Source organism: Magnetospirillum sulfuroxidans (genome assembly GCF_018224925.1).
In the GTDB taxonomy this organism is placed as follows: domain Bacteria; phylum Pseudomonadota; class Alphaproteobacteria; order Rhodospirillales; family Magnetospirillaceae; genus Magnetospirillum; species Magnetospirillum sulfuroxidans.
Map to the genome: position 1 here is coordinate 110,008 of NZ_JAGTUF010000010.1, position 26,634 is coordinate 136,641.

The 26,634-nt window shown below is 61.7% G+C and carries 27 protein-coding genes; 11 read left to right on the top strand and 16 right to left on the bottom strand.

Annotated features, from left to right (window positions below):
• Positions 1-17: 17 nt before the first annotated feature.
• Positions 18-701, bottom strand: coding sequence for a hypothetical protein (locus tag KEC16_RS11830; RefSeq protein ID WP_211549115.1), 684 nt, complete (start codon positions 699-701; stop codon positions 18-20).
• A gap of 273 nt (positions 702-974) precedes the next feature.
• On the opposite strand from KEC16_RS11830, the gene KEC16_RS11835 reads away from it, so the two are divergent.
• The 4 genes from KEC16_RS11835 (at position 975) to KEC16_RS11850 (ending at position 5,192) form a co-directional block, all read left to right on the top strand.
• On the top strand, positions 975-1,412 hold the full coding sequence (locus KEC16_RS11835; RefSeq protein ID WP_211549117.1) for a phasin family protein: 438 nt from the start codon (positions 975-977) through the stop codon (positions 1,410-1,412).
• 165 nt (positions 1,413-1,577) lie between these two features.
• The gene (locus KEC16_RS11840) at positions 1,578-2,546 is read left to right on the top strand and encodes an ABC transporter ATP-binding protein (RefSeq protein ID WP_211549119.1); all 969 of its coding nucleotides are present in this window, start codon (positions 1,578-1,580) and stop codon (positions 2,544-2,546) included.
• A complete protein-coding gene (locus tag KEC16_RS11845) occupies positions 2,543-3,316 on the top strand; it encodes an ABC transporter permease (protein WP_211549121.1) in 774 nt (257 codons plus the stop codon). The genes KEC16_RS11840 and KEC16_RS11845 overlap by 4 nt, the downstream gene beginning before the upstream one ends.
• A gap of 223 nt (positions 3,317-3,539) precedes the next feature.
• On the top strand, positions 3,540-5,192 hold the full coding sequence (locus KEC16_RS11850; protein ID WP_211549123.1) for a Na/Pi cotransporter family protein: 1,653 nt from the start codon (positions 3,540-3,542) through the stop codon (positions 5,190-5,192).
• A 40-nt stretch (positions 5,193-5,232) separates the two neighbouring features.
• Here the strand turns inward: KEC16_RS11850 and KEC16_RS11855 are convergent, their stop codons facing one another.
• The 14 genes from KEC16_RS11855 to dsrA form a co-directional block, all read right to left on the bottom strand.
• Positions 5,233-6,393, bottom strand: coding sequence for a hypothetical protein (locus tag KEC16_RS11855; protein WP_211549125.1), 1,161 nt, complete (start codon positions 6,391-6,393; stop codon positions 5,233-5,235).
• 121 nt (positions 6,394-6,514) lie between these two features.
• Positions 6,515-7,762 carry a GGDEF domain-containing response regulator gene (locus KEC16_RS11860; RefSeq protein ID WP_211549127.1) on the bottom strand — a complete coding sequence of 416 codons (1,248 nt, stop codon included), beginning with the start codon at positions 7,760-7,762 and terminating at the stop codon, positions 6,515-6,517.
• Between the two features lie 78 nt (positions 7,763-7,840).
• Positions 7,841-9,073: an NrfD/PsrC family molybdoenzyme membrane anchor subunit gene (nrfD, locus tag KEC16_RS11865; RefSeq protein WP_211549130.1), complete on the bottom strand. Its 1,233-nt coding sequence runs from the start codon at positions 9,071-9,073 to the stop codon at positions 7,841-7,843.
• Positions 9,074-9,076: 3 nt separating this feature from the next.
• On the bottom strand, positions 9,077-9,805 hold the full coding sequence (gene dsrO / locus KEC16_RS11870; RefSeq protein WP_211549132.1) for a sulfate reduction electron transfer complex DsrMKJOP subunit DsrO: 729 nt from the start codon (positions 9,803-9,805) through the stop codon (positions 9,077-9,079).
• Positions 9,802-10,191 (bottom strand): cytochrome c3 family protein, encoded by a 390-nt coding sequence (locus KEC16_RS11875; protein ID WP_249209137.1) that lies wholly within the window; start codon positions 10,189-10,191, stop codon positions 9,802-9,804. The genes dsrO and KEC16_RS11875 overlap by 4 nt, the downstream gene beginning before the upstream one ends.
• A 2-nt stretch (positions 10,192-10,193) precedes the next feature.
• Positions 10,194-12,143 (bottom strand): NAD(P)-binding protein, encoded by a 1,950-nt coding sequence (locus tag KEC16_RS11880; RefSeq protein ID WP_211549134.1) that lies wholly within the window; start codon positions 12,141-12,143, stop codon positions 10,194-10,196.
• Positions 12,144-12,169: 26 nt separating this feature from the next.
• Positions 12,170-13,681: a sulfate reduction electron transfer complex DsrMKJOP subunit DsrK gene (dsrK, locus tag KEC16_RS11885; RefSeq protein ID WP_211549136.1), complete on the bottom strand. Its 1,512-nt coding sequence runs from the start codon at positions 13,679-13,681 to the stop codon at positions 12,170-12,172.
• Positions 13,682-13,684: 3 nt separating this feature from the next.
• Positions 13,685-14,413, bottom strand: coding sequence for a respiratory nitrate reductase subunit gamma (locus tag KEC16_RS11890; RefSeq protein ID WP_211549138.1), 729 nt, complete (start codon positions 14,411-14,413; stop codon positions 13,685-13,687).
• Between the two features lie 107 nt (positions 14,414-14,520).
• Positions 14,521-14,853 (bottom strand): TusE/DsrC/DsvC family sulfur relay protein, encoded by a 333-nt coding sequence (locus tag KEC16_RS11895; protein WP_211549140.1) that lies wholly within the window; start codon positions 14,851-14,853, stop codon positions 14,521-14,523.
• 25 nt (positions 14,854-14,878) lie between these two features.
• On the bottom strand, positions 14,879-15,187 hold the full coding sequence (gene tusB / locus KEC16_RS11900) for a sulfurtransferase complex subunit TusB (RefSeq protein ID WP_211549142.1): 309 nt from the start codon (positions 15,185-15,187) through the stop codon (positions 14,879-14,881).
• Positions 15,188-15,201: 14 nt separating this feature from the next.
• Positions 15,202-15,585, bottom strand: a complete 384-nt coding sequence (gene tusC / locus KEC16_RS11905; RefSeq protein ID WP_211549144.1) for a sulfurtransferase complex subunit TusC — start codon at positions 15,583-15,585, stop codon at positions 15,202-15,204.
• A gap of 113 nt (positions 15,586-15,698) precedes the next feature.
• The gene (tusD, locus tag KEC16_RS11910) at positions 15,699-16,058 is read right to left on the bottom strand and encodes a sulfurtransferase complex subunit TusD (RefSeq protein ID WP_211549146.1); all 360 of its coding nucleotides are present in this window, start codon (positions 16,056-16,058) and stop codon (positions 15,699-15,701) included.
• Between the two features lie 10 nt (positions 16,059-16,068).
• Positions 16,069-17,139: a dissimilatory-type sulfite reductase subunit beta gene (gene dsrB / locus KEC16_RS11915; protein ID WP_211549148.1), complete on the bottom strand. Its 1,071-nt coding sequence runs from the start codon at positions 17,137-17,139 to the stop codon at positions 16,069-16,071.
• A 76-nt stretch (positions 17,140-17,215) separates the two neighbouring features.
• A complete protein-coding gene (gene dsrA / locus KEC16_RS11920; RefSeq protein ID WP_211549150.1) occupies positions 17,216-18,466 on the bottom strand; it encodes a dissimilatory-type sulfite reductase subunit alpha in 1,251 nt (416 codons plus the stop codon).
• A gap of 403 nt (positions 18,467-18,869) precedes the next feature.
• Between dsrA and KEC16_RS11925 the strand changes: the two genes are divergently transcribed.
• Both KEC16_RS11925 and KEC16_RS11930 read left to right on the top strand, forming a co-directional pair.
• Positions 18,870-19,742: a TauD/TfdA family dioxygenase gene (locus KEC16_RS11925; RefSeq protein WP_211549152.1), complete on the top strand. Its 873-nt coding sequence runs from the start codon at positions 18,870-18,872 to the stop codon at positions 19,740-19,742.
• A 12-nt stretch (positions 19,743-19,754) separates the two neighbouring features.
• Entirely contained in the window at positions 19,755-19,982 is a 228-nt protein-coding gene (locus KEC16_RS11930; protein ID WP_211549154.1) for a DUF6967 family protein, read from the top strand.
• Here the strand turns inward: KEC16_RS11930 and KEC16_RS11935 are convergent.
• Positions 19,967-21,196 carry a D-alanyl-D-alanine carboxypeptidase family protein gene (locus tag KEC16_RS11935; protein ID WP_249209139.1) on the bottom strand — a complete coding sequence of 410 codons (1,230 nt, stop codon included), beginning with the start codon at positions 21,194-21,196 and terminating at the stop codon, positions 19,967-19,969. The two genes, KEC16_RS11930 and KEC16_RS11935, sit on opposite strands and share 16 nt — an antisense overlap.
• Positions 21,197-21,373: 177 nt before the next feature.
• Between KEC16_RS11935 and KEC16_RS11940 the strand changes: the two genes are divergently transcribed.
• The 5 genes from KEC16_RS11940 to KEC16_RS11960 all read left to right on the top strand — a co-directional run bounded on the left by KEC16_RS11940 (position 21,374) and on the right by KEC16_RS11960 (position 26,383).
• Positions 21,374-22,036: a hypothetical protein gene (locus tag KEC16_RS11940; RefSeq protein WP_211549156.1), complete on the top strand. Its 663-nt coding sequence runs from the start codon at positions 21,374-21,376 to the stop codon at positions 22,034-22,036.
• Positions 22,037-22,186: 150 nt separating this feature from the next.
• Positions 22,187-22,861 (top strand): phasin family protein, encoded by a 675-nt coding sequence (locus KEC16_RS11945; RefSeq protein WP_211549158.1) that lies wholly within the window; start codon positions 22,187-22,189, stop codon positions 22,859-22,861.
• Between the two features lie 170 nt (positions 22,862-23,031).
• Complete coding sequence (clpS, locus tag KEC16_RS11950) at positions 23,032-23,364, top strand: ATP-dependent Clp protease adapter ClpS (RefSeq protein WP_211549181.1); 333 nt, start codon at positions 23,032-23,034, stop codon at positions 23,362-23,364.
• A 29-nt stretch (positions 23,365-23,393) separates the two neighbouring features.
• Positions 23,394-25,688: an ATP-dependent Clp protease ATP-binding subunit ClpA gene (clpA, locus tag KEC16_RS11955; protein ID WP_211549160.1), complete on the top strand. Its 2,295-nt coding sequence runs from the start codon at positions 23,394-23,396 to the stop codon at positions 25,686-25,688.
• The gene (locus KEC16_RS11960; protein WP_211549162.1) at positions 25,685-26,383 is read left to right on the top strand and encodes an RluA family pseudouridine synthase; all 699 of its coding nucleotides are present in this window, start codon (positions 25,685-25,687) and stop codon (positions 26,381-26,383) included. Before clpA ends, KEC16_RS11960 begins: the two co-directional genes overlap by 4 nt.
• Positions 26,384-26,634: the final 251 nt, after the last annotated feature.

Here is a 26,634-nt window from a genome sequence, read left to right on the forward strand (position 1 = left end):
CATGAATTAAAGAGAAATCAAGATGCTGAAAGTACTTGCGCGGCTGATCTTGTGCAAGCGGGATCACGGGGGGGGCGGGGGTGGCGCGCGGGGGTTTTTTCCAAAACCACGGCGGCGGCCGACCAATGTTCGTGGCCATCGAAATTGACGTCTCGGGCGGTCAGTCGGCATTTCCAGCCGGGCAAGCGGATATCGTCGGTGCAATCGGCCAGGCGCGACAGCCGGTCTTTCAATATGAACCCGCCCTTGACCTGGCCGTTGCCCATCACGGTGCTGCTAAAGGCGATCATGCCCAGTTGAAAGGATGATGACGGGGCGGCCAAGGTGGTGCGCAGGCGCTCGACATCGGCGGCGATCTTGCCCCAGCCATCGACATTGCGCTTGGTCTCGATGATGGCGTGCGGCTGTTGAGGGTCGCGATAAAGCAGCAGGTCGGCGCGGCGGCTGGCGTCGATGCGGCCGGGCGGGCGGGGGTGGTTCGGGCTGGCTTCGCGCAGGGCATCGCTAAGGCGGAATTCCGGCCATACCGTCAAGGGGGCGCACCATTCCCAGATTGATTGCGCCACGGAAACGGTGATCAGATATTCCGGCGCCCACGAGAAATAACCGCCATTGCGGGTCCAGGCGGCATGGGTATTGCGCGCATCCTCAATTCCTGCGAGTGCGGCATTGACGATGGCGGAATTCGTGCCAGAGGACATCCCGTGTTCTCCAATAAACGGCGCATTGCATGCATTCAATGCATACAAAGGTTGCGAGCACGGAGTCAAGGCAAAACAACCCTTAATCAGTGTGTAATTGCAATCAACTTTCAATTAATGATTGAATCCCTTCGGGGGTTCGGCGGATTGGCTGTCTTGTGCGTATACTCAAGTATCAATTGAGGGTTTCGGTGACTCAATTGATTGACGCGAATTGGCGCGAGCGGTTATCTTCGCTGCGCCGCAACATACCCCCGGTTGGAGGAATTCAAGATGGCCAGCAAGCAGGCAGAGCAGCTTTTCGATTTCGATATCAGCAAGTATATGGGCGAGTTCAAGGTTCCCGGCGTCGACGTGGAAACCCTGGTCGGCAGCCAGCGCAAGAACATCGAAGCCCTGACCCAGGCGAACAAGTTGGCCTATGATGGCTTGCAGGCCGTCCTCAAGCGTCAGGTCGAGATTCTGCGCCAGACCATGGACGAAGTCGCCGTCGTCTCCAAGGACATCGCCGAGCCCGGCAATCCCCAGGACAAGGCCGCCAAGCAGGCCGAACTGGCCAAGGATGCCTTTGAGCGTTCGCTGTCCAACATGCGCGAACTGGCGGAAATGATCGCCAAGGCCAACAACGAAGCCTTCGAATTGCTGAACAAGCGTTTCACCCAGAACCTGGACGAAATGCGTGACGTGTTCGTCAAGGCGGCGAAGAAGTAATCTTCGGATTTTGTAAAGACGGCCGCCTTTCGCAAGAAAGGCGGCCGTTGTCGTTTGCGGATGGCGGCGGCGCTGCGAGATCGACGCATTAAATAATAATAAGCTGTACCCGATGGCGTGATGGGTTAGCTTGCACCCGATCTCCGCCTGGGGTAAGCAAAACCCATGATTCAAATTCAGTCCCTGACCCACACCTATCCCGCCAGCCGCAAGCAGGCGCCGCGCGTCGCGTTGGCTGATCTGACCCTGTCGGTGGCGGAAGGTGAATTCGCCATCCTGTCCGGCCCCAACGGCTCGGGCAAATCGACGCTGTTCCGCATTCTGTGCGGTCTTGCCTTGCCCAGTTCCGGCAAGGTCAGCATCGGCGGCTTCGATCTGTTCGCCCAGCCGCAACACGTGCGCCGCATTTTGGGCGTGGTGTTTCAAAGCCCGGCGGTGGACAAGCACCTGACGGTGGCGGAGAACTTGCGGCTCCATGCCGATCTGTACGGTATCGGTCGGGGCGATTTTTCCCGTCTGCGCGACGACGCCCTGGCGTGGAGCGATTTGGCCGATCGGTTGGAGCAAAAGGTCGAGACCTTATCCGGCGGCTTGGCCCGTCAGGTGGAGCTGGCCAAGGTGCTGATGACCCGGCCGCGCGTGCTGCTGCTGGACGAACCGACCACCGGCTTGGATCCGGCATCGCGTCGCAATTTTCTCGGCGCCTTGCAAAAACTGCAACGAGAGCGCGGCATGACCGTGTTGATGACCAGCCACGTCTTTTCCGAGGCGGAAGAGGTCGACCGCGTCGCCATTCTGCGCGAAGGCAATCTGCTGGCCTATGACAGCCCTCAGGCGCTGAAGGCGCTGATCGGCACCGAGATGGTGGTGGTGCGGCCGCAAGGCGACGCCGAGGCTTTGGCGGCCAGTCTGCGGGCCGAGCTGGGATTGGCGGTGCGCCGGCATGGCGACGAGCTGCGCCTGGAAGAGACCGAGAACGGCGAGGGGCTGCCCATGCTGGAAAGCATCTTGGAACGCTGGCGCGACCAGATCCGCTCGATTTCCATCAAGCAGCCCGATCTTGAAGACGTTTTTGTCCATGTCACCGGACGGGCCGAGCCCGAGCGGGCCAGCCACAAGGAGTTGGGCCAATGATGGGCGTTGCCCTGGCGCTGGCTAAGCGCGAATTCACCCGTTTTGCCCGTCAGCCGCAGCGGGTGATCGGCGCGGTGGCCCAGCCGCTGATGTTCTGGCTGTTTCTTGGCGCCGGCATGGGCACCAGCTTCCGCCCGGCCGGACTGGCGCAGGTCAGCTATTTTGAATATTTCTATCCCGGCGTCATGGTGATGATGCTGCTGTTCGCCAGCATTTTTGCCTGCATCACCATCATCGAGGACCGCGACGCCGGTTTCTTGCAAGGGGTGCTGGTCGCCCCGGTCAGCCGCATGGCCATCGTGTTGGGCAAGGTTTTCGGCGCCACCGCCATTGCCTTGGTCCAGGTGCTGTTGTTCACTGTCGCCGCCCCCTTCCTGGGGCTGACGCTGGGGGGGGCAGGGGCTGTCTTGCTGCTGCTCGGCTTTATTCTGACCAGTATCGGCTTCGCCGGTTTGGGCTTTTTGCTCGCCTGGGGCATGCGCTCCACCGCTGGTTTTCACGCCATCATGATGGTGTTTTTGATGCCGCTGTGGATGCTGTCGGGCGCTTTGTTCCCCATTTCCGGTGCGCCGGGCTGGATGAACGTGGTCATGCAGATCAATCCGGTGTTCCATGCCCTGGAAATCATCCGGGCGCCATTCTATGGCGATGGTCTGGCGTTACTGGGGCAGCGCGGCTATCTGCTGTCGCTGGCGGTGGTGGTGGCCTGGGCCGTCTTGTCGCTGCTGGCGTCGATGATGCGGGTGAGCAAGCGGGAGTTGGGGGTGTAAACCCTGCCCAGGAGCCGGGTGGGAGGCTTTCCCATGCGGAAGACCTAAGGGCGATGTGTTGACTGTTACACTTTTATGACAGACCATCGACGCCATGTGAACCATGGCGGCGCCATGGTTGCGCCTATGAACGCCAGTGCCGGATTGCGCTGGACGGTGGTCATAGACTCGGCAGCGCAGCGACGAGCCACCGTCCCCCCTTTTCGACAAGGAGGGTATGTGGGTGAACGAAGCCATCGTCCTGATCAATATCCTTGGGGCCGCAGCCTTGTTGCTGTGGGGATTGCGCATGGTGTCGGCCGGCGTGATGCGCGCTTTTGGCGCCGCCCTGCGCCGATGGATCAATAAAAGCGCCGACAGCCGGTTGAAAACGGCGGGCATGGGCTGTGTCGTCACCGTCGCTCTGCAAAGCAGCACCGCCACCTGCCTGATGGCGGCGTCCTTTGTCGGTCGCGGTTTGATGAGCGTGGACATGGCCCAGGCGGTGATGCTGGGGGCCAATGTGGGCACCAGTCTGGTCGTCAAGTTCCTGACCTTCGATATCGGCCCGGTATCGGCGATTTTGGTATTGGCCGGGGTCGGGCTGTTCCGCTCGGGGTCGGGCCATCGTCGCCATTGGGCTCGGGTTCTGATCGGGCTGGGGTTGATGCTGCTGTCCTTGCATCTGCTTGATGTGGCTTCCGAGCCATTGCGGCAATCGGCGCAGTTGCGCCAAATGCTGCACGATCTTGATGGGGCTTGGCTCATCGCGGTGGTGTTGGCGGCGGTGCTGGCCATGCTTGCCCATTCCAGCGTCGCGTCGATCTTGTTGATCTTGCCGTTGGCGGCCAAGGGCGATTTCGGTCTGGCTTTTGGTCTGGCCTTGATCTTGGGAGCCAATCTGGGCAGCGCTTTGTCGCCGGTGCTGGAAACCGGTCGCGAAAACCCGATGTTTCGCCGGGTGCCGTTGGGCAATTTGATGGTGCGTGCCGCCGGCTGCCTGGCGGCGTTGCCGTTCCTCGACACCCTGGCCCGAGGATTGGATCTGACCGGGATGGCCCCGATCGAGCAATTGGTCGGCTTCCATATCGCCTTCAATCTGGGATTGGCGGTGGCCGTCTTGCCGTTGACCCGGGTCATCGCGCGGGTGCTGGCCATCCTGCGGCCCGAGGTGGCGGGCGACGCCGACCCGCGACAGCCGCGTCATCTGGATCCATCGGCGTTGGAAAGTCCGGCCGTCGCCATCGGCGCGGCAGCGCGCGAGGCGTTGCGGATCGGCGACGTGGTGGAAACGATGCTGCGGCACAGCTTGGAAATGCTGCGCGATAACGATGGGCGATTGGGCGGCGAAATCGGCCGCGCCGACGACGTGGTCGATGCCTTGCACGAGGCGGTCAAACTGTATTTGGCCCAATTGTCCAACGAGGATCTGGACAATGACGACCGCCGCCGGGCCAGCGACATCATGACCTTCGTCATCAACCTTGAACATATCGGCGATATCGTTGACCGGAATCTCAAGGATCTGGCGGAAAGAAAGATCAAACGGCACTTGTCGTTCTCAGCCGAAGGATTGGCCGACATCACCGCCTTGTTCGCGCTGACCCAGGACAATTTGCGAACGGCGCTGGCGGTGTTCATGTCCGGTGACGCCCGTCTGGCCCGGCAATTGGTCGAAGACAAGGCGGAAATCCGCACCTTGGAGCGCAACGCCACCGAAGCGCATTTGCAACGGATCGGCAGCGGCCGGCGCGAGAGTATCGAAACCAGCGCCTTGCATCTGGATATCCTTCGCGATCTGAAGCGCATCAACGCCCATATCGCTTCGGTCGCCTATCCGATCTTGGAGCATCGGGGGGAATTGGGGGCGACCCGATTGCGGATCGGGGCGGCCTAAAGCCGCGCCGCGGGGGCAGTCGTCCGCCAGGGTGGCGGGGCTATTTCGTCGTCTTGTCGGCGACTCCGTCCAACGCCCCCAGCATATCGGTGCGCTGGCCTTCATCGGTAACCACTGTTTCCAAGGTGGAATCCAGCCAGCTTTCGATGGTGCGCTTCATTTCTTCGTGGGTGCCGGTCAAGGGCGGTTCTTTTGCCACTCGTTTGGCCATGCCTTCGACCACCCAGCTTTGGCATTGCGCCCCCAGCACCTGGCGATAGCGCGCCGGGCCGAATTTTCCGTAAACGGTGAACAGGTACAAGGTGAACTTGCGGATGTCGTCGCCCAGGACCGGCAGCATGATCTTGAGCGCCGCCGGGCTGGTGGCGGCGACCAGGGATACCGCCTTGCGCATTTCGGCGGTGTCGTGACCGGGGAACAAGGCGGCCATGCGCATTTTCTGGCACACGTTCCACAGCACTTCGGCGTTGATATTGTCGGAGGCGGCGGTCATCAAGCGATGGGCATCGGACAGCAGCAGCGGCAGTTTGCCGTCAACCAAGGCGCTTTCGGTGGAATAATCCGACAACAATTGGACTTTTAAGGGATCGCGGAATTCCAGCAGTTTTTCACCCAGGCTGGTCACCAATTGCGGCGACAGCGTCGAATAAGCCGGGATCAGCGGGACTTGCCATTCATAGCGCAGCAGGTCGCGCATGGCGGCATAAAGCTTGTCGCCAGCGCCGATAGCCGGTTTGCGGCGCAGCGGGCGCGCCGGTTCAGAGACACCAAGGGCGATGCCAAGCGAGCGCCAAAAGCCGACGCTGGGCTGGCGCAAGGGGCGGAATTTCGGGGTTTTCAGGCGCTGTTTGAAATAGCGGCGGGCACAAGCGCGGACGACCAGGGCAATGGCTTCAGCCAAGGTGCGGCCGCACCACAACGATTCCTCATCGCTTTGCGGCATGTTCCGCTGTGGCGTGGTGATGATGTCCTTGAACAATTCCGGCTGGGAGCGCAACACGCGAAAGGCTTGTTCCAACAAGATCGGGTCGGACATGACGTGATCATAGACCTTGTCGGGCGGCACCAGGGCCAAGACCGGCATGGCTTCCTTGAGAATGCTGGCCACCTCGCGCCGCAGCAAAGCGCGGATGGTGTCCACCGGCTGGGCCGGTTGAACCAGCGGCGGCAAGCCGGTCAAGGAGGGGGCGAAAGCGCTCATGGTCTTGGTCCATAAGATGGGGGCTAGACCAAGATGAACGAATATTAAACGAAATACAACAAATGGTATTACCGGTAAATTTATCGAGCAACCAACGGTAATTTTATTAAAATTGCGCGGATCAACTCAGCCAGCACACGCGGTTGCGTCCTTCTTCCTTGGCGCGATACAGCTGAAAATCGGCTTCGGCGAGCATGCCGTCCAGTCCCAGCTCCGCATTGCCGGAAACACCGATGCTGGCGCTGAGGGTCAGTTGATTGCCGGCGAAGTCGATGCGCAGGTCGCTGATGCGGCTGCGCAGGCGTTCGAAATAGCTGTCACGCTTATCGGCCTCCAGATTGAAGGCGAGGACGCAGAATTCCTCGCCGCCGAAGCGGGCGACCAGATCGGTTTGCCGGCATTCGGCCAGCAAAAGCTGGGCGACGGCGGCCAGGGCGATGTCGCCGGCTTCATGGCCGTGGCTGTCGTTGATGGATTTGAAATGGTCCAGGTCGATCAGCCCGACGGCGATTTCAGCCTGGCCGCGCTTGGCGGCGGCCATCAGCGGCTGGGCCCGTTCGAAGAACGAACGACGGTTGGGGATGCCGGTCAGATAATCGGTGGTGGCGGCCGCTTTCAGCGCATCGACCTGCTCCAGCAGATCAATGTTCATGGCGATGCGGCAAAAGAATTCCTCGCGCAGGAATGGCTTGTTGAGGAAATCATTGGCGCCGCTTTTGATGAATTTGGCCGAAAGCGTGCTTGATCCCGATGACGAAACCCCGATCACCGCCACCTGATCGCGCCGCCAGGTCTTGCGGATATTCTTGATCAACTGAAAGCCATCCATCACCGGCATATGGTAATCGGAGATCACCAGGCGGATGCCGTCGGTATCGGCCAGACGTTGCAGCGCTTCTTCGCCGTTGCTGGCCTCGATGACTTGGAATTGATAGAGCGACAGCAGATCGGCCATATATTTGCGGGCCGTGGTGGCGTCGTCGACGATCAGGGCGCGAATCGAGCGGTTATATTCCAGCCGATGCACCAGCGCGGTCAGGTAATCCAGGCTGCTGGGATCATCCTTGACCACGTAATCGATAACCCGCTTGGACAAGACGCGGTCGCGGGTGTCTTCGGAATAATTGCCGGTGAACACCACCGAGGGCACACCATGGCTGATGGCCAGATCGACCACTTCGCCTTCGGGGCCGTCGGGCAGGAACAGATCCAGCAAGGCCATGAAAATCTCGTCGCGCCGGGTCTCCAACATGGTGCGGGCCTCGGCGATCGAGGCGGCGCCAATCACCTGAAAGCCGGCAGAGCGTAGCTTTGAGGTCAGAACCGACAAAAAGAATTTGGAATCATCGACGACAAGAATGGTGGTCATGCTGAGACCAACGCCTTTCCCTTACCCCGGCACCTCTGTGCGAAGCTTAGCACAGAGGTATGCACAGGACCAGTGGGGCTATGGGGCGGCGACGGGGTCGCCTTCGGCCAGGATAATTTCGGCGGTCGCTTCGTCGCCATCCCCCAACGAGGCCGGCAGGATGCGCAAGGCCGAAGCACCGATGACCGCGATCAGCAAGGCCAGGGCGAAGCCGCCGAGGCCAAGCAGGATCTCGGCCGCGGTCGGAGCATAGGCGGCGACGAGGCCGTCTTGGAATGAGGACGATACCTCCATGCCCGGAAACAGGGTCAGCGGGAAGGCCTGGCCGCCGATCAGGATGACATAAATTTGGGCGATGCCGCCCAGCACCACCAGCACCGAGGCGGCGCGGACCCGACAGCGGCTGGCATTGGGGCGGAACACCAAGATCAGCGGGACCAAGGCCCCCAGCAGCACTTGTCCGCCCCAAAACAGCGCGGTGTAAAGACCGCCTTGGAGCAGCAGGAAAGTTTCCACCGCGACGCGGTCGGCCATGTACAGGGCGGTAACGTGCTGGATGGCGACGAAATACAGATTGGCGGCGACGAATAGCCCGAGCAAGCGGCCTTTGCGGCGCACCAGTTCCATCGACAGCGGCCGGTTCAGCGCGGTGGTGGCGCCCAGGATGAACAAAATAAACAGGGCAAGGCCGAAAGCGAAGGACATGGCGATGAACAACGGCGCCATCACCGCCGCGTTATAGGCGTCGCGGGCCAGCAAAAAGCCGAAGATCGAGCCGGTGCCGGTGGTCAGGATCAGCCGCCACAAAAAGGCGGTGATGGCCGCCGGCTTATAGGCCCGCTTCATGCGCCAGTCGATCATCGCCCACAGGTAAAAGCCGACGACGGCGAAAAAGCCGGAATACAAGATAACGTTCCAGGCGAAGATGGATTTGACGTTGAAATGGGTGATGGCGACGACCAGACGGTCTGGCCGGCCCAGATCGAGCACCAGCACCCCCAAGCCCCCGGCGAGCAAGGCCATGGCCATCAGCGCCGACAGCCGCCCCAGCGGCTGATAAGGCTCGCGCCCGAACACCGAGCCGATGGAGGCGACATTCAACGCGCCCGAGGCGGCGACGATCAGGAAAATGGCGAAGACGTGGGGCATGCCCCACACCACCTGATTGGTCATGCCGGTGACCCAATGGCCTTGATGTTCCATGTACAAGACCGCGCCGCCAGCGATGGCGATGATGACGGCCAATGCCGCCATCACCATCATCCAGCCGGGGGTCCAGGCCGGAATGGCCAGATATTGGACACGCTTCATGGCTTAGATCCCCTGATAGCGGATGGCCGGCTCGACGCCCAGATCGGCGCGGATACGGCTGGTGGCTTCCGTGGACACGCGGCGCGAAATCTCGGAATTGGGGTCGTTCAGGTCTCCGAACAGCATGGCCGCCCGGCCGTCCTTGGCGCAAGATTCGACACAGGCCGGCTGGCCGCCGGCATCGATGCGGTGGGCGCACAAGGTGCAGCTCTCGACGCAGCCCTTGCCGCGCGGGTTGTCGGGCTTTTGACCGCTTTGATCCTCGTGGATGAAGGAGCGCGCCTTGTAAGGACAGGCCATCATGCAATAGCGGCAGCCGATGCAGATATGACGGTCGACCAAAACGATGCCATCGGCGCGCTTCATGCTGGCCCCGGTCGGGCAGACATCGACGCAAGGCGGCTTGGCGCAATGTTGGCACATCACCGGCAGCGAATGCCGGTGGCCGCTGGCCGGGTCGGTGACATCGACCTTGCGGATATATTGGGAATCGGTCAGCGGCCGGTCGTGGCCGGTCAGGCCCATCTCGGTCTTGCAGGCATCGACGCAGGCGGTGCAGCCGGCATCGCATTTGCTGGTGTCGATCAGCAGGCCCCAGCGATTGGCGGCGCTGGCCCCGGTGCCCAGGGGGCGGGCGGCGGCGGGGGCGATCAGGGTCAGGCCGGGGGCGATGGCCACCGCGCCGATGGCGGCGGCCTTCAGCAGGTCGCGGCGGCTGGTTGGCTGGCTCATGGTTTTGCCTCCGCCGTTTGCGGGGTGGTGGCGTGACAGCTGAAGCAATCAATGGTCACGGCGGCATAGGCGTGACAGGACTGGCAGAATTGGCCCGGCGCGTTCACCGGCACCGGCTTGCCGTTGGCGGCGGTGCTGGCGTGGCAGGTGACGCATTCCTTCAAGCTGTACTTGGCGCCCCGGATTCCGGCGCGCAACGTATCGTCGCGCTGGTGGGTCAAAAAGTCGAAATGATGCCGGCGCATGGTGGCCGGATCATCGACGCATGACCCTTGCGCCTTGGGGAAGCTTGGTCCGGCCTCGCCCGCTTGCGCCGTCGCCACCGGGCTGGCGACAAAGGCCAGCCCCAGCAGCAACGCCAGCATCACCGCCCGCAGCATGTTCATGCCTATTCCCCCAAGCCCATCTGGATATAGCCGGTGGGGCAGACATCGGCGCAGATATGGCAGCCGATGCATTTGTTGTAATCGGTCTCGACATAGCGGCCGGTGGTGCGCTGGCTCTTGGGGGTGCGGCTGACGGCCGTTTGCGGGCAGAACACGACGCAATTATCGCACTCGAAGCACAGGCCGCACGACATGCAGCGCTTGGCCTCGTCGATGGCTTGTTTTTCGTCCAGCGGCAGCAGACGCTCGGTGAAATTGCCGATCACCTCGTCGGCGCCGATATGGATTTCGCTGCGGTGGTGCCGCGGATTATGGGTGAAGTGGCCCAAGAACAAATCTTCGTGGGTGATGATGTCGTTGGCGCCGCGATCTTCGTAATTATGGACGGCGAATTTGGCGTCGCTGGTGCCGCGCGTCGGCATGCCGTCATATTCCGCCGGTGACAGATTGGTTTCACGCAGCTTTTCCAGCAGCTTCCAGTGATGGACATCAACCTTGGGCCGCTTGCTGATCTCACCGGTTTGCAGGAATTCGGCGATGGAGGCGGCGGCAACGCGGCCGTGGCCGATGGCGGTGGTCAGCAGATGCGGACGCACCACATCGCCGCCGACGAAATGCTTGGGCCGGCCGGGAATGCGCATGGTCTTGTCGGCATTGATGAAGCCGTTGCCGTTGTCCAGTTCCGGCAATCCCTCAAGGTCGCCTTTCTGGCCGATGGCGGCGACGATCAGATCGGCCTCTAAGGTGAATTCGGTGCCGCCGATTGCTTCGGGGATCATGCCGTTCATGGTGCATTTGCACATGCGCAGGCCGATGGCGCGGCCATCGGCGTCTTTCAGCACCTCCAGCGGCATGACGCCGCCCTTAATGTCGATGCCTTCGCGCTTGGCGTCGTCGACTTCGCGCTGGGCCGCCATCATCTTTTCCACCGGGAACAACGAGGTCAGGGTGGTTTCGCAGCCTTCGCGCGTGGCGGCGGCGGCGACGTCGTGGGCGGCTTCGCCGAAGATCACATGTTCAATGCGATCCTGGGCCGAGACTTCCTTGATATGGCCGAGACGACGGGCGACCGAGGCCACGTCGATGGAGGTGTCGCCACCGCCGACGACGATGATCCGCCCGGTCACCGCCTGCAAGCGGCCTTCGTTGAAGGCTTTCAGGAAGGCGATGCCCGACACGCAATTGGGGGTGCCTTCCCAGCCGGGAACCGGCAGGCCGCGTCCCTTGTGGGTGCCGACGCCCCAGAAGACGGCGTCGTAATCGGCTTCCAGTTGGGCGATGGTGAGATCGCGGCCGATACGGGTATTGGTCTTGACGGTGACGCCCATGTCGGTGATGCGCTTGCATTCGCTGTCCAACACGTCGCGCGGCACGCGATAGCCGGGGATGCCATAGCGCATGAACCCGCCCAACTCGGCATTGGCTTCGAACAAGGTGACGGCGATGCCGCGCTTGCGCAGTTGATAGGCCGCCGACAGGCCGGCGGGGCCGCCGCCGATGACGGCGACATGCTTGCCGGTTTCCGCCGCCGGGGTGAAGCCGGCGCCGTTGGTGATGGCCCAATCGCCGACATAATGTTCGACCGAATTGATGCCGATATGTTCCTCGACCATGTTGCGGTTGCAGCCCTGCTCGCACGGCGCCGGGCAGACACGGCCCATGATCGACGGGAACGGGTTGGCCTCGGTCATGCGGGCAAAGGCGTATTGCTGCCAGGTCAGCCCATCCGCCGGCTTTTCCATGCCGCGGACGATGTCCAGCCAGCCGCGGATGTCGTGACCCGATGGACACGACCCCGAGCACGGCGGCGTGCGCAGGACATAGGTCGGGCATTTATGCGACCAGCTCGCCTGAAAGATGGCGTCGGTCCACTGCGGATATTCGGTGGCGCCCTCTTGGTAGCGGCGGAAGTTCTTGCCTTCGGTGATCGCCTTGGCGGTGGTTTTGGCCATGGAACCCTCTCCCTGAAACTGATTTTTCAGTCGTTGTTGCCGAGTACGATGGCGTTGCTCACCAATTGGTGAACCGACACCACGGTCTCGCGATCAAAGCCGTAAACCGGCAGCACTTTGGTGAATTGCGCCTTGCAAATGGCGCAGATGCTGGCCATGTGGGTGACGCCCTCGCGCTTGGTCACGTCGGCCAGGGCCTCCATGCGCGGGGCGGCGCCCTTGATGCGCAAATCCATCAATTCATCGGTCAGCAGGCCGCCGCCACCGCCACAGCAAAAGGTTTTCTCGTGCGTGGTATCGGGGTTCATGTCGACGAATTTCGGCACACAGGCCTTGATGACCTCACGCGGGATGACGAACTGGCCGCCGGCGAAATCGCCCATGCGGCTGGCGCGGGCGACGTTGCAGGAATCGTGGAAGGTCAACACCATGCCGTCATTGCCCGATTTATCGAGGCGGATGCCGCCGCGCTTGATCAGGTCCCAGGTGAATTCCAAGATGTGCTGGGGCTTGGGGTAGCGCGGATCAAGGAAATCCATCGGCCCGATCAAGGTGTTCAAGAACGAATAGGCGACGCGCCAGGCATGACCGCATTCGCCGAAGACGATGCGCTTGACCCCCAGCTCCAAGGCCGCTTCGCGGATGCGCATGGCGACCTTTTGCATCTGCTCGTAAGAGCCGATGAACAAGGCGAAATTGGCGGCTTCGGTCGCCTTGGTCGAGATCGTCCACGAGGTGCCGGCGGCGTGGAACACCTTGGCATAGCCCATCAGCCCCAGCACATGCGGTTCGGCGAAGAAATCGGCCGATGGCGTCACCAACAAGATGTCGGCGCCGGCGTCATCCACCGGCATGCGGATATCAAGGCCGGTTTCGTCCTTAAGGTCTTCTTCCAGGCCTTCCAGATTATCGATCAGCGCCGGGCCGGGAAGGCCCAGATTGTTGCCGATCTTGTGCACCTTGCCCAAGATCTCGTTGGCGTATTTATGGCCGTGACCGATGGTGTCCATGATGTCGCGCGCCGCCATCGACACCTCGGCGGTGTCGATGCCATAGGGGCAAAAGACCGAGCACCGCCGACATTGCGAACATTGATGGAAGTAATTGAACCATTCGTCCAACACGTCCTTGGTGAACTCGCGGGCGCCGACCAGCTTGCCCAATCCAATCGCGCCCAACGCCTTGCCGGCGGGGGTGAAATAGCGGCGATAAACCGAACGGAACAAATCCTGGCGGGCCACCGGCATGTTCTTGGGGTCGCCGGTGCCCAGGAAGTAATGGCATTTGTCGGTGCAGGCGCCGCATTTGACGCAGATGTCCATGAACACCTGAAGCGAACGGTACTTGCCCAGCAATTCGCCCATGCGGCCGATGGCCTTGTCGTGCCAGTCGGGCACCAATTCGCCGGGGAAGCCCAGGGCCTGATTATGGGCGGGGGCCGCCACATAGGGCTTGGACGCGGCCATGGCGCCGGGCTTGAGACACGGAATGGCGCGTTCGTCGGGGTCGCCGAGGGTGGGGATTTCGATGTCGGCCATGGCTCAGGTCCTCTCGCGGTCGAGATCGGCGGCCCACGGCGCCAGATGGCGGCGGTCACGCGGGTTGTCGGCTTGATTGCGGGTGGGGCTGAAGAAAATGCCGGGCGCGTGCAGCAGTTTGGAGAAGGGGAACACCAGCATCAAAGCCGCCACCAGGAACAAGTGGAGTGCCAGCAGCGGATCGGCCGGCAGCGGGCGGAATTCGAAGACCATCAGGCCAAGGAAGAACATCTTGACGGCGATGATGTCGGTATGGGCGACCATCTTCATCATCATGCCGCTGGCGCCGATGGCCAGCAGCAGCGCCAACATGGCGTAATCGGAAGGGCCGCTGATATAGGCGATGCGGGCGATGACGATGCGGCGGACCAGCAAGGCGGCGAGACCGGCCAGCATGGCGAGACCGCCATAAATTCCAAACGGCTGGAGCAGCGTCACCGGCCACCATACCGGGTCTTGGAAATAGCGCAGGTGGCGCAACACGACCAAGGCCAGTCCCAGGTGAAACGCCATGGCGAAGATCCACAACGGCTTGTTGGCCTTGAACAGGCTTTCGAACAAGGCAACCTCGCGCCCGACCCGCATGGCCGCGCCCGAACGGGTCAGGGGGGCTGGGGTGGTGGGAATCTTCAGCGGCGCCGGAACGCGGGCGTACTGGGCGATCTTCATGCCCAACCCGGCCACCAGCACGGCAACGGCCGTATAGAATAGAATGGCGAAAAAGGTCGTCACGTCACCCTCGTGTCAGCCTGCGGGCATGCTTATCCCTTTGCCCGCCAAAAGGGGGCATGGGAAAAAGGCCCCCGCCGAAGCGGGGGCGATAGCGGAACGTCAAAAGATCAGACGCAGCCGGTCGGCTTGGGCAGACCGGCGATCTTGCACGCCTGCTTGCCGGGGCCATAGGGGAACAACTCGTACAGATATTTGTTGTTGCCCTTGTCCGGCCCCATCTTTTTGGCGATGGCCTTGGTCAGCACGCGCACGGCCGGGGCGATCTGGTATTCGGCATAGTATTCGCGCAGGAAGTTGACGACTTCCCAATGCTCGGGGGTCATATCGACGCCCTCGTCCTTGGCGACCAGACCGGCCAGTTCTTCGTTCCAGTCGTTGATGTTGACCAGAAAGCCTTCTTCGTCGGCCTCGATGCTTTTGCCGTTCACTTCATAAGCCATCGGTATCTCTCCCTCTTTTTTGTTATCAAAGCCATGAATGGATGGTTGAACTCGCCGCCGCCAGATCGACGAAGCCTTCGTAATCAATGATGTTGACGCCATCGACCACCTTGGCCGGGTCCATGCCCCGCGCCTTGAGATCGGGGCCGAGGACGAACAGCTTGATGTCTTGGGCGGCGTCGGCCAGCTTGGGGGCGAAGGTGTTGCCGGCGATGGCGGCGAACACCGCGTCCTCGATCAGCAAGACGCTGTCGCCGTTCTGGGCGTGGCCCAGGCAGGCTTGCAGGTTGGACCGTTCAAACGGCGATTTGTTGACGGTGTGCAAAGTGCTCATGATGTCGTCTTTCCTTACGCCGTCAGAACCACATCCATCTCGGCCATCAGCTTGCCCATCTCGGCACGGCTGATGACTTCGACCGGAACCAGCAGATCGTCTTCGCTCAGACCGCGTTCTTCCAGGCATTCGCGTTCGACGAACAGCTTTTCGATGTCGTAGCCTTCAAGCGCGCGATAGGTGGGCGAAAAGTTCTTCATGCCCAGATCCTTGGTGTCTTGGCCCTTTTTGATCTGATAGATGCCGTCATCAAGAAAAGCGATGTGGACGTCTTGGTCGAAAGCGGCCGAGATCAGCACCATTTCCAGCACTTCCAGCGCATAGACGGTGCCATAGGGCGGCTTGCGGTTGACGAACATGAACTTCTTGACGGTGCCGGCTTCGAAATCGTCTTCCATTTCTTCTACCTCTCGGGCGTTTTCGGCTATGCCGAAAACGCTATGCCTTGGGCCGTGCCGGCCTCGCTCATACGCCGCGCGGGCTTGACGCAAATCCGGCTTGCCGGATTTGCTCAATCGCCGAAAGTGATCATGCGGTCGGCTTGGATGCCGGCCTCGATCAATTGGCCCAGGCCGGAAATCCGGAAACCGGGAGCCAGCGATGCCTCGACGATGCCGCGGCGCAGGCCGGCGGCGACACAGACCACCAGATCGACCTTGTGATCGGCGGCCAGCTTTTGCCAATTCTTGATCACGTTGCGGTCGTCGCTGGGCGGTTCGGAATGAGCGGTCGCGTTGAGCACGCCATCGTAATAGAAGAACACGCGGAAAATCTCGTGCCCCTTGTCGATGGCGGCCTTGGCGAAGCGATACGCCGAATCCGAGGCCTGGTGGTTATAGGGGCCTTCGTTGACCAAAATGCCGAACTTCATGCGCTTCCCCCTAGAAGTGCAGATGGGCCGACGTGTTCAGATTGGCGCGGCCGCCGCGCCAATTGTCCACGTGGTACTTGGTGAAGGGCAGGCCGGTCAGTTCAAAGAAACGCGGCCAGCCGATGCGTTCGATCCATTCGCCCATGCGTTCCCAGGCGCGGGCATCGGCCTTATAGGCGCCCAAGATGTTGCGCACGATCTCGGCCGCTTCCGGCCAACGCGGCGCGTTGTTGGGAATGCCGGCGGCGACCAGCTTGTGAAACATCGGCTTGGAGCGGGTGGAGGAATGCTTGCCGCCGACCCAGATGGCGATCTTGGAATTGACCGGGTCATTGATCTGCATAGGCGGGCAGGGCGGATAGCAGGCGCCGCAGCACACGCATTTCTTTTCGTCCACTTCCAGCGACGGCTTGCCGTTGACCAGGGCCGGGCGGATGGCGGCGACCGGGCAGCGGGCGATGACGGCGGGACGTTCGCAGACGCCGGCCACCAGCTCATGATTGATGACCGGCGGCTTGGTGTGCTGAACGTTGATGGCGATGTCGCCCTGGCCGCCGCAATTGATCTGACAGCACGAGGTGGTGATCTTGACCCGATTGGGCATTTCCTCGTGCTTGAATTCGTCGACCAACTGATCCATCAGCGCCTTGACCACGCCCGAGGCATCGGTGCCGGGGATGTCGCAATGCAGCCAGCCCTGGGTGTGGCTGATGAAGCCGACCGAGTTGCCGGTGCCGCCGACCGGGAAGCCTTCGGCTTCCAGGCGGTCGATCAGGGGTTGCACATTGGCTTCGACCGGGGTCATGAACTCGACGGCCGAGCGAATGGTGAAGCGGACATAGCCGTCGCAAAATTCGTCGGCGATGTCGGCCAGCTTGCGGATGGTATAGACATCCATCTGCCGCTGGGTGCCGGCCTTGATCGTGTACATGGTCTCGCCCGATTCGGCCACATGGCGCAAAACGCCAGGACGCGGGCGGTCATGCCACGCCCACTGGCCGTAATTCTTGACCAGTGTCGGGTGCATGAACTGGGTGCTGTCCGGCACACCGCTTTCAATGGGACGGCGCAATTCGCTCATCGTCCTCGTCTCCCTGTCTTGTTTGGTCGCCGGCCCGGAAATCCGCCGCGCGCATTTCCGGGGCCGGCGGCTTGGATTATTCCGCCGCGTTGGTTTTGCGGTCATTCCACTTGCGCGCTTCCTCGTCCCAGCCGTCGGTGCGGACATAGGAATTGGTGCGCGGTTGCGCGATCATGTTGACATCAAGCTCAAGGCCGATGCCTTCCAGGTAATTGACCACGCCGATGCGTTCGATCATTTCGCCGGTGCGTTCGTGTTCGAGCGCGTTTTCGGCGAAGAAATCCAGCATGTTGTGGGCCAGTTCCAGCAGGCGTTCGTAATCCTCGTCGCTGTCCATCTTCATGAACGGCACCAGGACCGAGCCCATCAGATCGCCGATCTTGAGCGTGCGCTTGCCGCCGACCAGGATGGCGATGCCGCGATCCTTGCCGGGCTTGAGCGCCTTGGTGCAGACGTTGATGCAATGCATACAGCGCACGCACGACTTGTTGTCGATATCCAAGCTGTCATCGTCGTTCAGCGCCAATGCCTGGCTCGGGCACATGCGGATAACCTGATTGATGAATTCCTTGCGGCCCAATTGGGCGACCTTGGCCTTCACTTCATCCTGGTTGACCTGCATATCGTCGCGCCAGGTGCCGATGACGGCGACATCGGCGCGTTGCGTCGCGTTGGCGCAGTCATTGGCGCAGCCCGAGAACTTGAACTTCATCTTATAGGGCAGGCTGGGGCGGTGGATATCGTCGGTGAAGTCGTTGATCACCGTGCGATGGGCCTTGAGCGTATCAAAGCAGGCCTGTTCGCAGCGCGCCGGACCAATGCACGAGGCGGCGGTGCGCACGCCGGCGCCGGCGCCGCCCATGTCAAAGCCCATGGCGTTGATCTTGTCCCAAGCTTGCTGCACCTGTTCGGTGCGGCAGCCCTGCATCATGATGTCGCCGGATTGGCCGTGCAGGGCGATCAGGCCCGACCCATGTTCGGCCCAGATGTCGCACAGATCGCGCAAGGTCTTGGTGTCGTAAAAGAAACCCGGCGCCGGCATGATGCGCAGCGTGTGGAATTCCGACGATTCCGGGTGCTTGTCGGCGACTTCGGAAAAGCGCGGGATGACGCCGGCGCCATAGCCGAACACGCCGACCGTGCCGCCTTTCCAATAGCCCTTGCGGGTTTCGTAGCTCAGTTCCAACTGGCCCAGCAGGCTTTTCATGTAATCGGCATAGGGCTTGCCCTCGTCCGTGGCCAACCGCTTCAATCCGGTCACGAAGCTCGGCCACGGACCGCTTTCCAGCTGGTCCAGAAGCGGCGTCTCCGGCATCTTCTTCGACATTGTCCTGATCTCCCTGACCGTCATGATTAAGGGGCGCGTCCGGCGATCTTCGTCGGACACAGTCGTTCCCCCTTCATCCGCACGCGGCACGCCGGCGCGGACATGGTTCCCTCTCAAATTTTTCCAGGAAGCTTTTCGCCTGCCTTGGAACCGTCCCTGTTGGGCGTTTTTTTTCGGTTCTCGCCATCGCCTTTATCGGCGCGGCGGACCATTCGCCCTTGTTACATTAATGGATCATAATATTATGGACTTGCTCGATCCAAGAGGATTCTTTTAGCAAAATAGAAAAACGTCGGCGGGAGGTTGTAATGCGGATGACTCGCAACGGATATAAACAGGTAAGTCGCTGGAATCCCGTTATTTGCTGCGTATGCGAGAAGTATTCCGGCCAGCGAGAAGAAAGATGAGCGGCGGCCCGTTCGACCTCGACGATGCTTCCGCTTATGGGCGTTGGCGTGATCGGAAGCTGGCGGCGCGGCCGGATTCACTGGCGGCGCTGGTGGTCGAAATCGGCGATATTCAGGCGCTGACCGCGCCGGAAAAAGCGGCGCTGCATCAGCGCATCGACCGCGCCAACATGGCCGTCTATGTGGAAACCAAGGCCGCCGCCGGGCGCGATGACAAGGCGGCGGTGGCGGCCTTGGGGCAGGCTTTCGGTTTGGCGGCGCTGGATCGCAACCATCTGGCCGATGATGACGGCATCACGCCGCTGGCGGTGGCCGCCGATGGGCCGCGGTCCCGCTATATCCCCTATACGGAACGTCCGATCGCCTGGCACACCGACGGTTATTACAATCAGCCGAAGGCGCGGGTGCGGGGATTGATCCTGCACTGCGCCCAGCCGGCCGGCCACGGCGGTGAAAATCGTTTGATGGACCCCGAATTGCTGTACATCGCCCTGCGCGAGCATGATCCGGATGTGCTGGCGGCGCTGATGCGCGCCGACGCCATGACCATTCCCGGCAACGAGGACGAGGGCATGCGGCGTCCGGCCATGACCGGGCCGGTATTCTTTGTCGATCAGGGGGAATTGTCCATGCGCTATACGGCGCGCAGCCGCAGCATTGAATGGCATCCCGAAGCGCGGGCGGCGGCGCTGGCGATCCGTGCGATTTTGGACGGCGACAGCCCCGATATCTTTACCGGCAGCCTTGAATCCGGCTGGGGGCTTTTGTGCAACAATGTGCTGCACACGCGGGAACGCTTCGTCGACGACCCGGCGCGGTCACGCTTGTTGTATCGCGCCCGCTATCACGACAGAATTCGCACAAGATAGGGAGAACACCGCATGTCGGAAGAAACAATCACTCAATTGGCCGAGATCGAAGCGCCGTGGAGCCGCCATATCAGCTTGAGCGCCATCGACCATGACAGCGGTCTGCGCATGCTGCGGTTGCGCATCAAGGAAGGGCGCGCCCGCTTCACCATCATTGATTTGGATGAAACGACGGCGCTGGACCTTGCCGCCCAGCTGCAAGGATGGGCGCGGGCGAAAGCGGATCAGGCGCTGGGCTGAACCACCCGGCAGGCTTGCTTGGCCTTGGACAGGCGCTTGCAGGCGGCACGGGCTTGATCTTCGGTGAAGCCGACCAAGCGCGAGCGATAGACCATCCGTTTGCCGGACTTGGCCTTGGCCACCTCGACGCTGGCGGCGGAGATCAGCCCGCCCAGCTTCTTGGCGGCGGCGCTGGCGGCCTTGTGCGAGGTTTTGTAATCACCGAAAGCGCCGACCTGGATGCCCCAGGAATCGGGATCGGCGTCGCCGATATCCGAATCGCTGGTGGCGGGCGGGGCCTTGAACGAGGCCTTGATCGGCTGGGTCTTATCGGTGGTGGCCGACGCGATCAGCTTATCGAGATCGGCGCGGTCTTCTTCCTCGACGGCGGCGGAGCGCAGCGTCGGCGCGCTGTTCACGCGGGCAAAGCCCTTATCGAGAATTTGCGCCATGTTGTTATCGCGCCAGCCGGCGGTGTCGCCGCCAAAGACGACGCCGACGATGCGTTTGCCGTTACGCTTGGCCGAGGCGATCAGGTTGAAGCCCGAGGCATTGATGTAGCCGGTCTTGATGCCATCGGCGCCCTGATAGCGCAGCATCAGCCGGTTATGGGTGGAAATGGGCTGGCCCTTCCACTTGAATTGGCGGGTGGAAAAATAGTGGTAATAATGGGCGTGGTGCCGCACCAGGGCGCGGGCCAAGGTGGCCTGGTCGCGCGGCGTCGAAATCTGCCCGGCATCGGGCAGGCCCGAGGCGTTGCGGTAGGTGGTGGCGCTCATGCCCAATTGGCGGGCCTTGCGGGTCATCATCTCGGCGAAGTCATCTTCGGAGCCGCCAATGGCCTCGGCCACCACCACGGCGACGTCATTGGCCGATTTGGTCACCAAGGCCAGCACCGCGTCTTCGACGTCGATGCGGTCGCCGGGCTGCAAATTCAGCTTGGACGGCGCTTGACGGTTGGCATGGGCGGAGACCGGCAGGCGCGAATTCATGGTCAGCTTGCCCTGTTCAAGCGCGTCGAACAGCAGGTAAAGCGTCATCACCTTGGTCAGCGAGGCGGGAAAGGACCGGCGATCCGGGTTGACCGCGTAAAGGACATTGCCGTTATCGGCATCGACGACGATGGATGCATAGCGGCTTTCCCGCGCATCGGCCGCCTGAGACAGCGAGACCATGACGGTCACCAGCACCAGGGCACGGCAAAACAATCCGACGATGTGACGGGCTAAGGGCAATGCTCCGACCCCCCTTCTTGAACAGAAACCACTTTAAGAATCCGATGAAGACCTTAAAGAAATCACAATTTTATGTCTACAATCACAATGTTCCTTTGATCATTTCCATTTTGGCGTGTCGGATGGCCCGCGGCTTGATCGTATGAAAGCCGGGCGCGAGCGGAAGGAGGAAGACCCATGCGGCGAATTTCTGGTGTGGTGATGGTTGGCCTGACCCTGGCGGGATGCACCTATGGCGGCGGCGATATGGCTGATCCGCTGACCCGCAAGTTCCATTGGTTTTCCTATGTCGCCGGCGATGACATCCGCGCCACCTGTCAGGCGGGGACGCCCGATCGCTTCCGCTTGGTCTATAATGGCGTCTACGATCAGCAATTACGGTTGTACGAGGTCGATTCGGTTCGCCGCCTGCTGTCGGTCAAGGTCACCGCGCCGGGCAATGCGTCCCGGCTTTCCGGGGATGATTTGCTGGCGCCGTGGCGTGCCGTCGAAGGATCGGTGCCCTTGGAACCAGCCGCTTACGCCCAGCTGGTGGATGATTTCACCGCCGCCGGATTGTTCGGCCCGCCGGCGATCGGACGGGAGCTGCCGTCGCGGGGCTATCACTGGAGTGCGGCATCGTGCAAGGATGGCCGCTTCCGTTTCACCGGGTGGACCTATCCGGATGCCGGTTTCGAGGCGTTGCCTTTCGCCGTCACGCTGTTCGCCGTCGATCCGACCGGTGTTGCCGTCGCCCGCCCCGGTCCGATTGCGGTCGATCCGCAATACGAGGAAAAGCTGCGTCGCGGCGAAGTCACGTCGTTCTCCTTGAAGGTCGGAGCCGACGGCATGGTTCGGTGAGGTCGGGTTAAGCTTTTGCTGCACTGCACAAAAGACTCTTGACTCCCGCTTTGGTGTTCCCGCAAACTGCGCTTATCGCGTCGCAGCATGCGCTTTTTTGGCGCGCCCGTCGCCTCCCCCTGTCCGCCTCAACCGAAGGATGCTCCGCCGATGACCACCGCCGAAACCCCCGCCAAGCCCGCCGCCAAGAAACCCGCCGCCAAGCCCGCCGGCAAGCCCGCCGCCGCCAAGGTTGCGGCCAAGCCTGCCGCCGCTCCGGCTCCGGCTCCGGCCGTTGTCGCCGCTCCGGTTGAGGTTGAGGTTCCGGTTCCGGCCCCGGCGGCCGTTGTCGCTGCGGTGGAGGCTCCGGCTCCGCTAGAGGTCCCGGCCCCGGTGGTGGTGGAGGCGCCGGTCGTCGCCGCCCCGGTTGTTCCGGCTCCGGTCGCCGCCGATTCGGCCCAAAGCGATGCCGCCGCCCGGGCTCAGGCCGCGGCGCTGAAATCCTACGAAGAATTGTCGGCCGCCGCCAAGGATGCCCTTGATGCCGTCGTCGCTTCGTCGGAAGTGCTGTCGCAGGGGCTGCACAATTTGGGCAATACCGTTTACGGTCTGGCCCAGCAAAGCGTCGATGAGGGCGTGGCCTTGTCCAAGCAATTGATGGCGGCCAAGACCTTGCGCGAACTGATCGATCTGCAATCGGCCCAGGTCAAGGCCCAGTTGGACCGCCTGCTGACCGAAGCGCCGCGCCTTGGCGATTTGTCGGTCAAGCTGGTGGAAGATGCGGTGGCCCCGCTCAATGCCCGCGTCAAGGCGGTGGTCGAGAAGTTCACCAAGCCCGGTTCTTGATCCTAAGGCGCAGCCGATTTTTCCCGGCGGCGCAGCTGAATTTTCACGGCCCGGCGATCTTCGCCGGGCCGTATTTCTTTGCCCCAGGGCAAAGACCCCCTTTTCGTTCGGCCGATTTGACCAATATGATAGGCGTGTACCACTGGGCAGCAACTCCCCCCCGCGAGATCATGAGCGACCATAACGACGACAAGCAAGGTGGCGGCGACAATCAGACCGGGGTGGTCATCAAGACCCGTCCGAAGACGAAGAAGCCGTCCATGTATAAGGTGCTGATGCTCAATGACGACTACACTCCCATGGAGTTCGTCATTCATGTGCTTGAGCACTTTTTCAGTAAATCCCGCGAGGACGCCACGCGCATCATGTTGCACGTCCATACCAGGGGCGTCGGAATCTGCGGCGTGTACACATACGAGGTAGCGGAAACCAAGGTTACCCAGGTCATGGATCTGGCCCGGCAAAATCAACATCCGCTGCAATGTACGATCGAAAAGGACTAGTCGCTTAATCAATCTAAGGAGAGGGCCACATGCTGTCGCAAAATCTGGAACAAAGCCTGCGCCGCGCCTTGGCCCTGGCGGCGGAGCGCCGTCACGAATACGCCACCTTGGAGCATTTGCTGCTGGCGCTGACCGAGGATGCCGATGCTCTGGCGGTCATGCGCGCCTGCAATGTGGATATCGGCCGGCTGACCGGCGATTTGCGCGATTTCGTCGATCATTCTCTCAACGATCTGGCCAGCGATAAGGCGGGTGAGCCCAAGCCCACGGCGGGGTTCCAGCGCGTGGTGCAGCGCGCCGCCATCCATGTGCAGTCATCGGGACGCGAAGAAGTGAGCGGCGCCAATGTCGTCGTCGCCCTGTTCTCGGAACGCGAAAGCCATGCGGTCTATTTCCTGCAAACTCAGGACATGACCCGGCTGGACGCCGTCAATTACATCAGCCACGGCGTCGCCAAGACGCCCGGCCGCGGCCAAAGCCGCACAATCCATGGCGCCGACGAGGAAGCCAGCCCGGAAAAGGTGGTGAAAAAAGGCCAAGAGGCGTTGACCGCCTATTGCGTCGATCTGAACAAAAAGGCCGCCAACGGCAAGATTGATCCGCTGATCGGGCGCGAGGCCGAGATCGAGCGGACCATCCAAATTCTGTGTCGGCGGTCGAAGAACAACCCGCTTTACGTTGGCGATCCTGGCGTCGGCAAGACCGCCATCGCCGAGGGTCTGGCCCTGCGCATCGTCAAGGGCGAGGTGCCCGACGTGCTGCGCGGCGCCACCATCTTCTCGCTTGATATGGGAACATTGTTGGCCGGAACCCGCTATCGCGGCGATTTCGAGGAACGGCTGAAAGCGGTGGTCACCGAGTTGGAGAATTTTCCCGGCGCCATCATGTTCATCGACGAAATCCATACGGTGATCGGCGCTGGCGCCACCTCGGGCGGGTCGATGGATGCGTCCAATCTGCTGAAGCCGGCACTGGCTTCGGGGGCGCTGCGCTGCATCGGGTCGACCACCTACAAGGAATATCGCAGCCATTTCGAAAAGGATCGCGCCCTGGTGCGGCGATTCCAGAAGATCGATGTCAACGAGCCGTCGGTGGCCGATTCGATCAAGATTTTGAACGGCATCAAGATCTATTACGAAAATCATCACCACGTGAAATACACCGCCGACGCCATCAAGGCGGCGGTGGAATTGGCGGCCAAGTACATCACCGACCGCAAGCTGCCGGACAAGGCCATCGACGTCATCGACGAGGTCGGCGCCGCCCGCATGCTGCTGCCGGAATCCAAGCGGCGCAAGACGGTGACGGTCAAGGATGTGGAAGATATCGTCGCCAAGATCGCCCGCATTCCGGCTAAATCGGTATCGAGCAATGACGTCGAGGCGTTGCGGACGCTGGAACGCGATCTGAAAACCATGGTCTATGGCCAAGACAATGCCATCGAGGCCTTGTCGAGCGCCATCAAGCTGGCGCGGGCCGGCCTGCGCGAACCGGAAAAGCCGATCGGCTGCTATCTGTTCAGTGGTCCCACCGGCGTCGGCAAGACCGAAGTGGCGCGTCAGCTGGCCCGCATCATGGGGATCGAGCTGACCCGCTTCGACATGAGCGAGTACATGGAGCGGCATTCGATCTCGCGCTTGATCGGGGCGCCGCCCGGTTATGTCGGCTTTGATCAGGGCGGGCTGTTGACCGACGCCATCGACCAGCATCCCCATTGCGTGCTGCTGCTCGACGAAATCGAAAAGGCCCATCCCGACCTGTTCAACATCTTGTTGCAGGTGATGGACCATGGCCGCCTGACCGACCATAACGGCAAGAATGTCGATTTCCGCAACGTCATCTTGATCATGACCACCAATGCCGGCGCCGCCGACATGGCCAAGGCGGCCATCGGTTTCGAGCGGGAATCGCGCGAAGGCGATGACCAAGAAGCGATTCAGCGCATGTTCACGCCGGAATTCCGCAACCGGCTGGACTCGGTCATTGCATTCGCCAGCCTGTCGCCGGCAATCGTGGCGCAGGTGGTCGATAAGTTCGTCATGCAATTGGAAACCCAATTGGGCGACCGCGATGTCCACATCGAGCTGACCGATGGCGCCCGGCAATGGCTGGTCACCAAAGGCTATGATCGTGCCTTTGGCGCGCGGCCGCTGGGCCGGATCATCCAAGAGCACATCAAAAAACCGCTGGCCGAGGAATTGTTGTTCGGCAAGCTGGCCAAAGGCGGCCTGGTCAAGGTTGGCGTGGATGATGCGGGCAAGCTGACCTTCATCATCGAATCCGCCCCCGGCAAGCCCGAGAAAATCCCCGAGCTGGTGGAGTGACGCCGGAACAAATCCAAGCCCGCATCCTGTTCAAGGACCAAGACGTCATTGTCTTGGATAAGCCGGCGGGGCTGGCGGTGCATGCCGGCCCCAATTCCCCCGATCACCTGGAATTGTATCTGGGCGGGCTGAGCTTTGGCTGGGCCGCGCCGCCGCGCCTGGCCCATCGGCTGGATCGCGATACCGCCGGCTGTCTGGCGCTGGGCCGGCACGACAAATCCATCAAGCGGCTGGGCAAGCTGTTCATGCAAGGCCGCATGGAAAAAGCCTATTGGACCGTGGTGCACGGCGGCCCGGCCGAGGATGCCGGCGAAATTTCCGCCCCGATCTTGAAAGTCACCGGCAAGGGGGGCTGGCGCATCATCATTGATCGGGCCGGGCAAGAGGCGGTGACCCAGTGGCGGGTGCTGGGGCGGGGCGACGGCCTGACCTGGATCGAGTGCATTCCCAAAACCGGACGAACCCATCAAATCCGCGTCCATATGAAACATCTGGGCTGCCCGGTGCGGGGCGACGCCTATTACGGTCCGGACCCGACGCCGGGCCAGATGCTGCACCTGCAATCCCACGCCATCGGCATTCCGCCGCTATCGGTGAACAAGGAATGGATTCGGGTGACGGCGCCGCCGCCACCGCACATGGTTCAGGCTTTGCGAGGATGCGGCTGGTCCGACGGCGCGGCCCTTTCCGCATAATTGGCGGCATCGGCGCCGGGCATCCGCTGTGGTCACAGCGTCTCGGTGCCCCGGCCGGATCGGGCCGCGCATGAATTCCTTGGCGCGATTTAATCGTCGCCAATCGGCTTCACTGGGCCGTTTTTGGAATCTCCCGCGTGAGTCTTGCTCACCAGGATTTGGCATAACTCCCCAATGGACTTGCCCGGAAAGAGTGGAGAGCGTTTCTCTGTCTATGCAGCTTCGGCCTCGAAGCGGCACGGGCTTTTATA